At 48.9% G+C, this 13,475-nt stretch carries 14 protein-coding genes; 7 read left to right on the forward strand and 7 right to left on the reverse strand.

Annotation, left to right across the window (positions count from 1 at the left end):
* Positions 1-194 precede the first annotated feature (194 nt).
* On the forward strand, positions 195-545 hold the full coding sequence (locus PV02_RS01590; protein WP_256621624.1) for an ArsR family transcriptional regulator: 351 nt from the start codon (positions 195-197) through the stop codon (positions 543-545).
* Between the two features lie 94 nt (positions 546-639).
* Here the strand turns inward: PV02_RS01590 and gatB are convergent, their stop codons facing one another.
* From gatB to gatC, 3 genes are read right to left on the reverse strand one after another with little or no spacing between them, the layout of a single operon-like run.
* Positions 640-2,061, reverse strand: coding sequence for an Asp-tRNA(Asn)/Glu-tRNA(Gln) amidotransferase subunit GatB (gene gatB / locus PV02_RS01595; protein ID WP_256622128.1), 1,422 nt, complete (start codon positions 2,059-2,061; stop codon positions 640-642).
* Positions 2,061-3,491: an Asp-tRNA(Asn)/Glu-tRNA(Gln) amidotransferase subunit GatA gene (gatA, locus tag PV02_RS01600; RefSeq protein WP_256621625.1), complete on the reverse strand. Its 1,431-nt coding sequence runs from the start codon at positions 3,489-3,491 to the stop codon at positions 2,061-2,063. The genes gatB and gatA overlap by 1 nt, the downstream gene beginning before the upstream one ends.
* A 9-nt stretch (positions 3,492-3,500) precedes the next feature.
* Positions 3,501-3,782, reverse strand: coding sequence for an Asp-tRNA(Asn)/Glu-tRNA(Gln) amidotransferase subunit GatC (gene gatC / locus PV02_RS01605; RefSeq protein ID WP_256621626.1), 282 nt, complete (start codon positions 3,780-3,782; stop codon positions 3,501-3,503).
* 216 nt (positions 3,783-3,998) lie between these two features.
* Between gatC and PV02_RS01610 the strand changes: the two genes are divergently transcribed.
* The 3 genes from PV02_RS01610 to PV02_RS01620 all read left to right on the forward strand — a co-directional run bounded on the left by PV02_RS01610 (position 3,999) and on the right by PV02_RS01620 (position 7,288).
* Positions 3,999-5,309 (forward strand): erythromycin esterase family protein, encoded by a 1,311-nt coding sequence (locus tag PV02_RS01610; protein WP_256621627.1) that lies wholly within the window; start codon positions 3,999-4,001, stop codon positions 5,307-5,309.
* A 138-nt stretch (positions 5,310-5,447) separates the two neighbouring features.
* Positions 5,448-6,545, forward strand: coding sequence for a hypothetical protein (locus PV02_RS01615; protein ID WP_256621628.1), 1,098 nt, complete (start codon positions 5,448-5,450; stop codon positions 6,543-6,545).
* Between the two features lie 53 nt (positions 6,546-6,598).
* Positions 6,599-7,288 carry a class I SAM-dependent methyltransferase gene (locus tag PV02_RS01620; RefSeq protein ID WP_256621629.1) on the forward strand — a complete coding sequence of 230 codons (690 nt, stop codon included), beginning with the start codon at positions 6,599-6,601 and terminating at the stop codon, positions 7,286-7,288.
* Positions 7,289-7,324: 36 nt separating this feature from the next.
* Here PV02_RS01620 and PV02_RS01625 read toward each other — a convergent pair whose 3' ends face one another.
* Positions 7,325-7,930, reverse strand: coding sequence for a DNA-3-methyladenine glycosylase family protein (locus tag PV02_RS01625; RefSeq protein WP_256621630.1), 606 nt, complete (start codon positions 7,928-7,930; stop codon positions 7,325-7,327).
* A gap of 319 nt (positions 7,931-8,249) precedes the next feature.
* On the opposite strand from PV02_RS01625, the gene PV02_RS01630 reads away from it, so the two are divergent.
* Positions 8,250-9,053 (forward strand): ATP-binding protein, encoded by an 804-nt coding sequence (locus PV02_RS01630; protein ID WP_256621631.1) that lies wholly within the window; start codon positions 8,250-8,252, stop codon positions 9,051-9,053.
* 14 nt (positions 9,054-9,067) lie between these two features.
* A complete protein-coding gene (locus PV02_RS01635; protein WP_256621632.1) occupies positions 9,068-9,268 on the forward strand; it encodes a CooT family nickel-binding protein in 201 nt (66 codons plus the stop codon).
* A gap of 151 nt (positions 9,269-9,419) precedes the next feature.
* On the opposite strand, the gene PV02_RS01640 is transcribed toward PV02_RS01635, so the two are convergent.
* From PV02_RS01640 to PV02_RS01650, 3 genes are read right to left on the reverse strand one after another with little or no spacing between them, the layout of a single operon-like run.
* Positions 9,420-10,115: an ABC transporter ATP-binding protein gene (locus PV02_RS01640; protein WP_256621633.1), complete on the reverse strand. Its 696-nt coding sequence runs from the start codon at positions 10,113-10,115 to the stop codon at positions 9,420-9,422.
* Positions 10,116-10,117: 2 nt separating this feature from the next.
* Positions 10,118-11,320, reverse strand: a complete 1,203-nt coding sequence (locus PV02_RS01645) for an ABC transporter permease (RefSeq protein ID WP_256621634.1) — start codon at positions 11,318-11,320, stop codon at positions 10,118-10,120.
* Complete coding sequence (locus PV02_RS01650) at positions 11,307-12,476, reverse strand: COG1361 S-layer family protein (protein WP_256621635.1); 1,170 nt, start codon at positions 12,474-12,476, stop codon at positions 11,307-11,309. Before PV02_RS01650 ends, PV02_RS01645 begins: the two co-directional genes overlap by 14 nt.
* A gap of 130 nt (positions 12,477-12,606) precedes the next feature.
* Here PV02_RS01650 and PV02_RS01655 point away from each other — a divergent pair, with 130 nt between their 5' ends.
* A complete protein-coding gene (locus tag PV02_RS01655) occupies positions 12,607-13,446 on the forward strand; it encodes a TrmB family transcriptional regulator (RefSeq protein ID WP_256621636.1) in 840 nt (279 codons plus the stop codon).
* The last annotated feature ends 29 nt before the right edge of the window (positions 13,447-13,475 follow it).

Raw genomic sequence — 13,475 nt, forward strand, 5'->3', positions numbered from 1 at the left:
TTTTGTAATATGATTGATTAGAATAATGGTAGGCTGCTTACATGAAGGTCAAAACATATAACTGTTTTGCCAATAGGTACCTATAGTATCCGCTTGCACAGTACTTACTGCAAATCCGCTTTTTTGGATTTATTCTTTGTCCTTCCCAAGCAAAGACTATTTAACATTATCATCATTAATAATGATTGATTGTTATGGCTGACGAAGAACTCATGAAAAGAAGCGATGAATGGTACGAGAAGGCAAAGAAGGAAGGCAAGCTCAAGGCCAATCCCACCGAGGACCACAGGGCAGGACTCGAGGCTCTCCAGAACCCTCTGCGCAGGAATATCCTGAAAAGACTTAGCCTGGAGGGCAGGATGAGCTACGAGAAAATAAAGGAAGAGTTCAGGCTGGATGACGTACATGCAAAATTCGACATGGGGATGCTTGTAGACACTCTCTATGTAGAAAAAGAGGAAAAGGAAGGCAGGTCCGAATACTACCTGACCCCTCGCGGCGAAGCATTCCTTGCAAACGTGGAATCCAAGCACACGCTCAAATGAAACTTCTTTTTTGAGATTTAGATGATTTTCTATTACAGGTAAAGCGGGGCAAATGCCCCGTCACACATCAGGGCCTATACGGGGCCCTTAGCAGTTATTTGCTAATCCTTGCAAGCACTCTCTCCCTGGCCTCGCGGGCATCGGCGCGTCCTTTTGTCTTTTGCATGACCTTGCCCACGATGAAGTTGAGGGATTTTTCCTTGCCTGCGAGGTAATCCGCCACAGCTTCAGGACTCTCGGCAACTGCCTCTTCCACCGCCTTTGCGACAATATCGTCCTCGACCTTTAGCAGGCCCTTTGACACTACTATGTCCTGAGGTCTGCCGCCTTCGTCAAGGACCGTGCGGATGATCTGGACACCGCTCTGTTCTGTGATCTTATCCTCTTTGACCAGGCCGATGACTGTAACAATGTCCTCCACCGTGAACGCATCAATTCCAATATCACGGTAGTTGAGCTCTCCCTTGAGGATATCTGCGACCCACACTGCAGCAGTCTTCGGGTCTACCTGTGATGCAACCTCCTCGTAGAAGTTGGCAACCCTGATCTCTGTGGTCAGCGCCCTGGCGTGCATGTCCGCAATCCCGTACTGGCTGATGAAGCGCTCACGCTTTGCATCGGGAAGTTCCGGCAGCGCCTTGAGTATCCCGGGTACCCTGTCGGCAACCCTCATGGGCACGAGGTCAGGCTCGGGGAAGTAGCGGTAATCGTGCTCTTCTTCCTTGGTACGCATGGAAATGGTGACACCTCTCGCCTCATCGAAATGCCTGGTTTCCAGGACGATCTTCCCCCCACGGCGCACATGGTTCTTCTGTCTCATTATCTCGTAGAGCAGGGCTCTCTCGGCACCTTTGAACGAGGATATGTTCTTGACCTCGACACGCTCGCCGTTGAAGACGGAAACGTTGGCATCCACCCTCATAGCACCTTCCAGGTCGCCGTTGAAGACATCCAGGTAATCCAGTATGCTCCTGAGCTTGTCCAGGTAACGCCTGGCCTCCTTCGGGCTTCTCATGTCAGGCTCGCTGACGATCTCGATAAGCGTCATACCCGAACGGTTGTAGTTGATGAGCGTACCCTTGGACTTCTCTATAGTACCGATATGCTGCAGCCTGCCGGGATCCTCTTCCATGTGGGCGCGGGTAACCCTGATGATGCGTTCCCCGTCCTCTCCCTCGATGACGATCTTTCCCCTGCTTGCTATGGGGTAATCGTACTGCGTGGTCTGGAAGCCCTTTGGCAGGTCAGGATAGTAATAATTCTTCCTGTGGAACTGTGTCTGCCCCACTATCTCACAGTTGAGAGCGAGTCCGATCTTGATGGCAAACTCGACTGCCCTTTCGTTGATCACGGGCAATGATCCCGGAAGTCCCAGGCATACGGGGCATACGTGGGTGTTGGGCTCGTCGTTGTGATAGTCTGTAGAGCAGCCGCAGAAGAGCTTTGTGTTGAGCCTGTTAAGCTGGACGTGCACCTCAAGTCCTATCTTTACTCCGTCGGGGTTCTCGTATACCATCATGCCACCTCCCCTGGTCTTACTTTGTGATGACCGGTGTTCTGCTCGAAACTGTATGCAGCGCGCAGAATGGTGTTCTCGTCAAAGGGCTTTCCCATTATCTGCAAACCCACGGGCATCCCGCCTGAGAATCCGCAGGGTACGGATATGGAAGGCACGCCTGCGAGGTTAATGGGGACCGTGTTCACGTCCGCAAGGTATAGTGAGAGCGGGTCGTCTATCTTCTCACCTATCTTAAAGGCCGGTGTGGGCATGGTGGGCGCCATGAGCACGTCCACATCAGTGAATGCCCGGTCGAAGTCCTGCTTGACAAGGGTCCTGACCTTGAGTGCCTTGAGGTAGTACTTGTCGTGGTATCCTGCTGACAGTGCATATGTACCAAGCAGTATCCTGCGCTTGACCTCGGCGCCGAATCCTTCTGCCCTGGTCTTTGAGGCCATTGTATGCCAGTTCTCTCCCTCTTCTGCCCTGAGACCGTATCTTGTGCCGTCAAAGCGCGCAAGGTTGGATGATGCTTCGCTCATGGCGATAATATAGTAGGAGGCCAGCGCATATCTGGTGTGGGGCATCGAGACTTTTTTCCAGGAAGCTCCCATCTCCTCATACTTGCCTATGGCATCCCAAACGGCCTTCTCGACATTCTTATCGATACCCTCGCCGAAATATTCCTCGGGCACGCCTATCTTCAGGCCCTTCACATCATCTTTCAGGGCATCACTGTAGGTGTTCTTCCTGTTGATGGATGTACTGTCACGTGAGTCATAGCCGCCGATTACATCCATGAGAGTGGCGATATCGGTGACTGTGGTAGCCATCGGCCCTATCTGCTCAAGGGAATTGGCATAGGATATCAGCCCGAATCTTGAGACCACGCCGTATGTGGGTTTCAGCCCGACCACACCGCAGAAGGCTGCGGGACATCTGACAGATCCGCCGGTGTCAGAACCAAGGGACACGGGAGCCTCACCTGCCGCAACGACTGCAGCACTGCCTCCGGATGATCCTCCGGGAACCCTTTCCGTATCCCAGGGATTGAGCGTGGGTCCGTAATGACTGGACTCGGTGGATGTGCCCATGGCAAACTCGTCCATATTGGTCTTTCCGAGGATGACGGCACCTGCCGCCTTGAGCTTCTCTATAACGTGCGCATCGTAGGGCGGCACGTAGCCCTGCAGTATCTTTGATGAGCAGGTTGTGGACAGTCCTTTGGTGGATATGTTGTCCTTGATGGCAACAGGTACTCCTGCCAGCGGTCCCTTGTGCCCGCCTGCATCTATCTCCCGGGCAGCCTTCAGCGCCTTGTCCCATATGGCCACAAAGCCGTTGATCCTGCTTTCTTCTATTGTTTCAAGGTATGAGGCGGTCACTTCCTCCGCAGAGCTTGCCGCTATCTGCTGCTTAACGCCTGAAATGTCTTTCCATGATGCCATGTGCGTACCTCACATTATCCTCGGCGCCTTGAAGTTACCTTCCTGCTTGTGCCCGGTGTTTGCGAGCACAACGTCCTGTGGCATGGATTCCCGCACCTCGTCCTTCCTGAAGACGTTCACAATATCCATCACATGATATGTGGGGGCCACGCCCTGCGTATCGACTTCGTCAAGCTGCCCGAAATAGTCCAGCACAGAGTTAAGCTTCTCTGCGTATGCATCGGATTCCTTCTCTTCGATCTCGATACGTGCGAGCCAGCCTATATGTCCGACCTTCTCTTTAGTGATCATCGCAAGTTCCTCGTATATGAAAAGATAGTTTTATGTCTCTATTTAACCTTAGAAAAGCAAACGATTATATTAAAAATGTTGGTTTAAACAGTGACCATATTTTGTTTTATCCTTCCATGCCACTCCATGCATACTCTATTTTCTCCCTTTGATTACAGGCCTGTACGGATATAATGGTCATAACACATTTATCCTGAAGGCACAACACTACAGTTTATGTCCGATCCCAGTTACATCCGCACAACTCTTGATGAATGGGTTGCAAAAGAGGCAATACCGTTCTCTGTAGACTTGCCGGGCAGTTTCAGCACTGCCGTCGACAAGATGATCGCCTCTCTTGGAGAGAGGATGGAGCTGCTCGGCCTGGGAGAGGCGCTTCATGGCGGGGAGGATATCCTGGAACTCCGCAACCGGTTATTCCAGTACCTGGCAGAGGCGCATGGTTACAGTGCCATTGCCATGGAAAGTAGTTTCCCCAGGGGTTTCATCGTGAACGAGTATATCGCCGGCCGCGGTCCTGCGTGTTACGATGAGGTACAGGAAGCCGGTTTCAGTCATGGTTTTGGCCGGCTGGAGGCCAACCGGGAGCTTGTGGAGTGGATGCGGGGCTATAATGCTGATCCGTCTCACGCTGTCAAACTCCGGTTCTACGGCTTTGACAGCCCCACCGAAATGATGTACGCGGACAGCCCGGGACATCTCCTGCGCTTTGTTCTCGATTACCTTGCTTCGGTTGACGTTGCAGGTGCAAATGAAAGCCGGGAGCGCATAGGCCAGTTGCTCGGTCCGGATGCCCGATGGGAGAATACTGCCGCGGCAATGGACCCCACGCAATCTGTGGGTCTGTCACCGGCCGCAACAGCGCTAAGGATCGAGACCGAGGATCTTATCTCGGAGCTGAGTGAACGGCGTCCCGAACTGATATCCAAAAGCGGGGAGAGCCGCTACACTGAGGTGGTGCAATACGCCACTATGGCCCGGAAATTGCTGAACTATCATGCAGTGATGGCCCGGGAGTCACCAGACAGGCTGCTCAGGCTTCTTGGAATCCGCGATGCGATGATGGCGGACACTCTGGAGTATATAGTATCAAGGGAGCATGGCCGGGGAAAAGTGCTGGCCTTTGCCCACAACAGCCACCTGCAGCGCGGAAAGGCCCATATGCAGCTAGGACCTTACTCACTGGCATGGTGGCCTGCAGGATCTCACCTGGATGTGATGTTCGGTCCGCGCTACGCCGTTATCGGCTCAGGGGTTGGCATATCTGCTGCCAACGGTATCGGCAGGCCCGAGGCCGGTACTCTGGAAGCACGTCTGACAGCTGCTCCCGGACCTGTGCGTTTCATTCCCACCCGCAGAGGACAGGGTCTTGCGGACCGGGAAACTGAGTCTCTTCCGATCCGCACAGGCAGTATGAAGAACCCAACCTACTTCGCACTGACTCCCGGGACCATCAAGGATTTTGACTGGCTCGCTGTCCTGGATTCAACGGCATACAGCCGTGGTGGACCACCGTTGCAATATTAATTATATAATATCAGTCTTATTAGCATGATACAGACACAGACATCCGTTACATTGGACCTGCAGATGTAGAACAACTGCCTTTATAGTGACAAAAACAAAAACCATGAGGAGATCAGTATTATCGATAAGGGCAGGTTTATGAGATTCATACATGAAAGGGACAATTACATCAAAGGCTTACCTGATGTTGAAAAGAAAGCATTTGTCGCATCAATAGAGAAGCTTAAAGACAGCAAGGACAAGGTTGAAAGGCTGTTGTTGAAGAAGGGATCTAGTAAAGGTGTCGATGAGATCCTTTTATCCTTCGAGGACCTTCCCCTTTTCGGAAAAGAGTACTGGTTCATGAAGTTCACGGCCAACGATGGCTCACGATCCCAGTTCTTCCTCATGTTCGGCAGGTCTGCGGGGGATATAGAGGTAAACGGCAGGTATGTGGAGACCAGCCGGGTGATCGACAGCAGAACAGAAGGATACTGTGTCTGCTGGGGCTATGATGATGTTCAGAGAAAGTTTACCGATCATTTTGGGACCATAGAGATGAAAAATGACGGAGTGATATGTTCCACTGAAGACATCCAGGCAGATTTCCACGGCTCCTTCCCGGAATACACTCTGGACATATCAGACGGTGACAGGGATATTTGCAGCCTGCACATAACAGAGCCTTCAGATGATGAGAATTATAACACGGAGCTGACAGAGAACTTCAAGGGCCTGTTCGGGTACAGGCTGGCCAACCTTTATTTCGATTTCAGGGGTACCTTGCTTGAGAGGGACTTCTCAGGCAAGTGCTATGTCCAGAAAGTGATAGTCGTCGGTCCCCTGCTCCCCTGGAAGTGGTCGAGGATCATTTTCAGGAACGGGTCTGTCCTGACATACTATATCCCGAATATTGAGATAGCCGGACTGGAATACAATATACGCAACTTCATGAGCTTTTACGATGCCTCGACCGGAGAGATGCACTATTTCAGAAAGGCCAGGGTGCGCGAGTACCCTTCTGAGAGAGGGGATAAAAGGTGGGTTATCAGTTCCGAGGACAACAGGGTATTCGTAGTGACAAAAAGCTACTGCAGTGAGTCTTTCAATTTTACGAGGAACTTCAATTTCAGTTATATCGAGAATCTCGTGGATGTAATGGACCTGAAGATCGAAACCGACGACAAGGTCATAACACTGGAAGAGACCGGCAGCGGACTCGGGATGGTCGAGGATACGTCCGGATTTGTAATTTAATATGTTAAGAGCCTGATAGATTCTATAATGATAAAAGGAGTTTCCAACAGAGGATGAGCAGGCAAATAACCCCCTGGTCCTGCCTTAAGGGGAAGGATATCCCGGCAACCATTGAGCTGGACAGTGTCATTTACGGGTATGCTTATCCCGGCTGCCGCATCCTCGATATCGGGTGCGGTACAGGCAAGGCCAGCATTCCGATGGCATCACACGGCTTTTCAGTAACGGGCATTGATATTAATCAGGAGGCTCTGAGGATTGCCAGTTCATCTTCCAGATCTTCCTGTCCAGCCAGCATACCTTTATTTGTCCATGCTGATGCCACAAGCATGCCTTTTCCGGATGGATCCTTCGATCTTGCCTTAATGCAGGCCTTCCTGACCACAATAAGCACAAGAGAAGACCGTGCCACCATTGTAAAGGAAACATGCAGGGTACTGAAACCAGGCGGCCACCTGTACCTTGCCGATTTCGGGCAGACCTGGCACTCAGGGATATATCGCGAGCGTTACATCCATGACCTGCCGGTGACGAAGGAGGATGGGTCCATCATTGCCTATGATCCTGAGACCGGGGAAGTGGCTTACATCGCCCATCATTTCACTGAAAAGGAGCTGGTTTTCCTGCTGCTTGAGAACGGTTTTGAGATAGGTTTCTTCAGGAATGAAGAATTTATGACCAGAACCGGTAACAAAATCAACGGCTTTGTGTTAGTGGGAGTAAAGATTGGTGACCGCACCTGAAAATTATGCGTTTCGCAACATATCAGGTCCCCTGGATCAAACGTCAGGCGGTAATCTCCACAGGTAGAGTGATGCCACCGACCCGTAAGGTGAATAGCGTTCCCTGTGCTCCTCGAACTGTTCCCTTGTTAATGTTTTCAGGCCGTAGAGCCTCATCATTCCCTGGCGTATGCCGTAATCTGTCCAGCTTACCACATCGGTGCGCTCCATGGAGAAAATGAGGAGCATCTCCGCAGTCCAGACCCCAATGCCGTTCATTGAGGACAGGCGCCTGATGACTTCCCCGTCGGGGAGTTCGTGCAGTTCTGACAGGTTCAGCTCCCCATTTACCACGGCCCTGGCAATCTCCTTGATAGAGAGCGCTTTGCGCATGGATAATCCGCATTTCCGGATATCTTCGGCACTGGCTGAGTGGATTATCCCGGGCGTGATATCCCCAAAGTATCCACGCATTTTCCTCCAGATGCTTGAAGCCGCTTTGGTGGATATCTGCTGGGTGATGATACTCTTCACAAGGCCTGCGAACAGGTCGGGTACTACCTCGAATTCCAGCATCCCCACCCTGTCTATGACTGCGCCAAGTGCCTCATCCCTTTTCTTAAGATAATCCAGCTCCTTTTTTCCATACCTGAAGACCCGCATACTTTCCCTCCCCCTCAGAAGTATTGGTGTATCTGTATTATGACTGTTTGACTTGGTCATTATCACTTGATGATCATCTATAATTTCATTTGACCATTTCCGGATGCATCTGAAATCATGAAGCAGAGTATCATGGGGCGTCTCGCGCTCGTTAAGTTGTACTTAATTAAATATTTAGTCTTATTTTGATGTATGTTCTTAATACGAAATACATTTAAGTTATGATGCGTTTTCATAAATTACGTTTCCTGAATATGCAGTATAATTAAAGTGGTCTCATCAGCGACGAGCCACTTCAGTCAAAAATGGAGAATATATAATGAGGAAGATCATAGCCACCGGCAAAGGAGGAGCCGGAAAGACCACCGTCGTAGCCACCCTTTCACGCCTGCTTGCCCGGGAGGGATTCCGGGTGATGGTCATAGACACCGACCCGAGCATGAACCTGGCAATGTCCCTGGGAGTGCCTTTTTCTACTGTCAGGACACTTGCGGAGGACAAGAAGGAGATACGCGAGCAGCTCTACGAGGATGACTTTGACGAGGAAGGGGAAGGACACACCCACAGCTCGAACATAAACATCGACGCATTCCTTGAGAAATATCAGGTGACTGCGAAGGATGACGTGAAGGTCGTTGTCATGGGCACAATCTCGGAGGGCGGCGGCGGATGCATCTGCTCCTACATCTCCATTGTGAAGAGGCTCATCGATTATCTTGCGCTGTGGTCCGACCAGTACGATATCGTAATAGTTGACTCACAGGCAGGCTCGGAGATATTGGGCCGGGGCCTGGCTGTGAACTACGACCACAACCTTGTGATCACCGAGTCCTTCCCCAAGTCCATGGAAGTTGCAAGGCACGTGCTCAAGCTGGCAAGGGATCTGAAGATAAGAAGGCAGCTGGTCGTTGTTAACAAGGTGCGCCAGGGGAAGGAGCTGGACCTGGTGGCAGATGAGCTCAGCCTCAACGGAGAGAGCATCTATCCTGTCAGGTATGACGAAAAGGTCATCGAAGCCGACAGGATGGGCAGCCTTATACTTGACATGGCGCCTGACTCCCTGGTCCTTGAGGATATAGGGGACATAATGAGAACGATACTGACAGATTATGAGAAGACTTAAAAGAGGATGCTGATATGTGCGATTTTACTGTCTACCTGGAAGAGAACGGCGAAAGGACCATCGTGGCAACGGACGTGATCAAGGCAAAGAAAAAGGACGGTACCGTCTTCCTCATGGATGCCATGGGAGATACAACCAGAATAGAGGCGGTGACTATCGAAATTGCCGATGCGATGATGCAGGAAATGGTGCTTAAAAAGGTCGAGTGCAATTAAGGTCCATTTTTATACGCCGGATGCTTCTATCTACACTTTTAAATTATTCCCTTTTATTCCCGTTTAAGTGATGCATCCATCTCAATATTTCAACTTTCCGTGCAGCCTCAGCTTCTGCGGAAGTGCAGCGCATGAAGGAAGAAAGGGGCCTTCAGATGCCTGCCTGCCTGTCCATATCCAGTAGCCCGTCCTTTACCCATATTATCCTGTCTGCCTTCTCGCCTTCATCTTTCTCATGTGTGACCATTACTATGGTCTGCCCGATCTCCTCATTGAATCTCCGGAACAGGTTTATAACATCTTCTGAAGATGCAGAATCAAGATTAGCTGTTGGCTCATCTGCAAAAAGTATCTTTGGCTTATTGATCAGCGCCCTTGCAATGGAAACTCTCTGCTGCTGGCCTCCGGAAAGCTCTGAAGGGTAATGATGCATCCTTTCCTCAAGCCCAACTGCGGTAAGGATGTCCTCTGCCATTTTCTCGTACTCTTCTCTTTTAACATTGCGTGCCATTGCAGTGATATATACATTTTCCATGGCAGTAAGTTCGGGTATCAGATTGTATGACTGGAAAACATAGCCCAGTTCATTGAGTCTGAATATGGTCCTCTCTTTTTCAGAGATATTGATAACATCGCTTCCGTCTATGGTTATACTTCCCCTTGTAGGCTTATCCAGCAGTCCCAGCTGGTGCAGCAGAGTGCTTTTGCCACTGCCGCTTTTCCCCATGATGGCAACAAACTCACCCTGTTCTATCTCAATACTGATATCCCGAAGAGCATATGTCTTAACAGCTCCTGAGATATAGACCCTTTCAAGATGTTCCGTCCTGATTATCGTTCTTTCCATGTTCACCCTCCGAAGATCGCATCCAGTATGTTCTCATCAGCTGCCTTCCTGGAAGGGAAGAACCCGGCTACCACCGATGCCAGTATAAGCGTGGCACTGGTTGTCATAAGCCTTTCTGTGGTCAGAATAGGGATAACCGGGCCGATCGGCATGTTCAGGGGGCGCATCGACAGAAGGACCAACAGAAGTTTCATAACAATGTTCCCTATTACCACTCCTGTAACGCCGTAGGCCAGTGACTGCAGGACATACGATCCCAGGATTATCTGTTTTTTTATGCCGACTGCTTTAAGTATCCCTATCTGCTTCCTTTTATTCGTGACGTTGATGAATATTATGATGTATATGGTCGCAAAAGCGGTCAGGAGTCCGATGGTGCCTGTGATCTGATTAGTGATCTGCAGGCTCCCCACAAACTGGTTGACAGCTCCCATCTTTGTCTGCCATTCATTTATCTGTTCACTGACTCCAAGATCGATGATTTGCTCTTTATACGAGTCTTCCATACCTCTCTGAGGGAGCGCTATCAGTATACTGGATGCAATATCATCATCAGGGCCAAATATCAACTGGTACTGGTCAAAGTTGACTATTATCTTGTCATCCACAAGACGTGAGCCTGTTTTGTATATGCCCTTTACTCTATATTCTTTTGTAAACCCGTTGCTGAAACCCAGTGTGATCCGGTCCCCTACATCTACATCAAACCTTTTTTGAGTGTCCCCCTCCTGAGCATAGGATTCAACAAGATTTGCTCCTATGATCAATTCGTCCGTATCTTTCTCCGAAAGATATTCCCCTGCAATAACACTGTTCCAGTAATCAGATACATCTTTCTCGTTCTCAGGTTCTATAAAGAGGACAGGATTCCCTATCTCTATATTCTTATATCTGGCCACTGCACTGGCATCGAGCCTCCGTGCGGCGCCTACGACCCCGAGGATTCTCCGGACGTCTTTAACAAGGTCTGCGGAATCTGAAATAAAAAGCTCGTTTTCCTGAGGCTCTATCATCAGATGTCCTGTCTGTCCTCTGATCATGCCCTCTTCAAATTCGTATCCGAGACCGTCAATGATAGAGGCAAAGAATGTAATGGAGAGAAAGCTCATAGCCATCACGGCAACAATGACCATGAAAGTAACTTTGCTTTTGGTGAGGTTTTTGTATGCCAGGAAAAACATCACTTTGAGGTCATTGCTTTCCATCTTGACCCCGCCTTCTCCTGTATATCATGTAGGCTACGGGTATGGCTATTATTATCAGGAGGGCAATAAGCATGAGCACGTTCGTCCTTGGCCTTTCTACTGTCATTGGCACTGTCCGCCAGATCTCATATGAACCAAAATCGTCGGTATAGTATATGGTCAGGTTAAGATCCTTTTCACCTGCAGAACCCGGATCAATGTAAAAGTAGAACGGGGAGTCATCGTCGCTTCTCAGTTGTCCGATAAAGGACTTGTAAGTCCTGCCCTCGGCCTCCAGTTCCACAACAACTTCTTTTGCATCACCGTTACCTGTATTCTCTATAATGCCCGCAATGTTTACCTCATCAAGAGGCGTGATCGCAGTTGGCGTCACCTTTATGCTTTGTATCCCAATGTCTGCCCTATTGAGTATATTAATCCCGATGTTATAGGTCAGTGTATAGTTCCCTCCCTGTTCATCACTGTATTTGAGCATTATGGGGAATTGATGCGCATCAGGATCAAGTTCGTTCTTTACAATGAACCTGCATTCTATCTGTTCAGCCTCTGATGGCATTATCTGCTTGATCAGTTCAACATTGGATCCAAGCATCAATATGCTTTCAGACTCGGAGATTACCTTCACGTTCTTTGCCATGCCTGTGCCAATATTGTTCACGGATATATTTAGCGGGAATACATCCCCGGGAGCAACATTGTTGCTATAGGCGGCTTTTATTGTAAGGTCGGGTTTCCCGGTAACCTGTACGTACACTTTATTATCGGGTGGATTAATGATCACATCATTGGCATAAATATCAAATTCGATTGGATATATGCCGGAAATGGCATCAGGGTCTACCGTCAGGTAATAGGTATTATCGACAGACGAACCCACGCTTAATGTTCTCTTATTTTCGAAGTTCCCACTTTCGCTTTTCAGGTGGAACGGATATCTTACATCGATCCTAACTGAAAAGTCCTCTATTTTCTCCACACCTTCATTTGTGACCCTTATCTTAAGGGTCAGGTCGCCTCCCGGCTCCGCTGGCTGTGGCGTTACCTCCATGGCAGTTATCCCTATCCCGTTCATTTCTGCAGGATCGGCGACCGGGATGCTGATAACCGTCAGCAGGATCAGTAGGAGTAAATCCATCTTTCGTATACCTATCTTCATAAAGGGCACCTTGCCTTATGGCATTCATAAGTACGTTTTATGGCATGAGATATCACGCACATTATAAACAACTGTGTGGTTGTTTATATAGGGACTTTTACTCTATAGTAAACCTGAAAGTGGTTCTATTATGGAAAATGAACAACTATTAAGGAATATAGGGCTTAATAAGTATGAATCTGTTGCCTATCTGACTATGCTGAGAGAAGGATTCACAGATGCAAGTGTGCTTTCCAGGAAATCGAAGATACCCATGGGCAAGATATATGCAGTTCTCGATAATCTGGAGAACATGGGATTTGTTGAAGCTCAGTATTCCAGGCCAAAAAAATACCGCGCGATAGAAGCAGATGTGGCATTTGAGAACTTTTTCACAAGAAAGGAATCTGAAATGCACAGAGAACTGAATATACTGAGAAAGACAATAGACGAAATTAAAAGATCTTTATTCTACTACGCTGTCCAGGAAGAAACAAAGCAATGCTTCTGGTCGGCTGCAATGGGAAACAAAGAGGTCATGAGGATGGTCAAGAGTGTTTACCACGAGGCTAAAAATGAGGTATGTGCTGTTGTTCCAAGGGACATAAGATCAATGGAATCCGAACAATTCAAGGATATGTTTGCTTTAATGTTCCGTGATACTCTTCTTCCCTTACTGAAAAGAGGGATAAGGATCAGAATGATCGACCCAAACCCCGTATTGTCTAAAGTCCTGATTGAATGGCAGAGTTCTGCAAAAAGTGAAGATATAATACCTAACATCTCCGAATATCTAAAGATAAAATCGCTGGATACTCCTCACAGGTTTGTACTGATTGACAGGAATCTGGTCATATTGGAGATCAGTGATCCTCTTTCTGTAGGCAGGGTATTTGGTATGGTCAAAGTATATGACCGCGTACTGTCTGATGAACTGCACACTAAGTTCGAAGAATTGTGGCTAAACGGTAAGAGCCTGCCATATTTATAGGGGAGACCTTCAAAGACTGTAAGCCAAAT

The sequence above is a fragment of the Methanolobus chelungpuianus genome, from assembly GCF_024500045.1.
Lineage (GTDB): Archaea > Halobacteriota > Methanosarcinia > Methanosarcinales > Methanosarcinaceae > Methanolobus > Methanolobus chelungpuianus.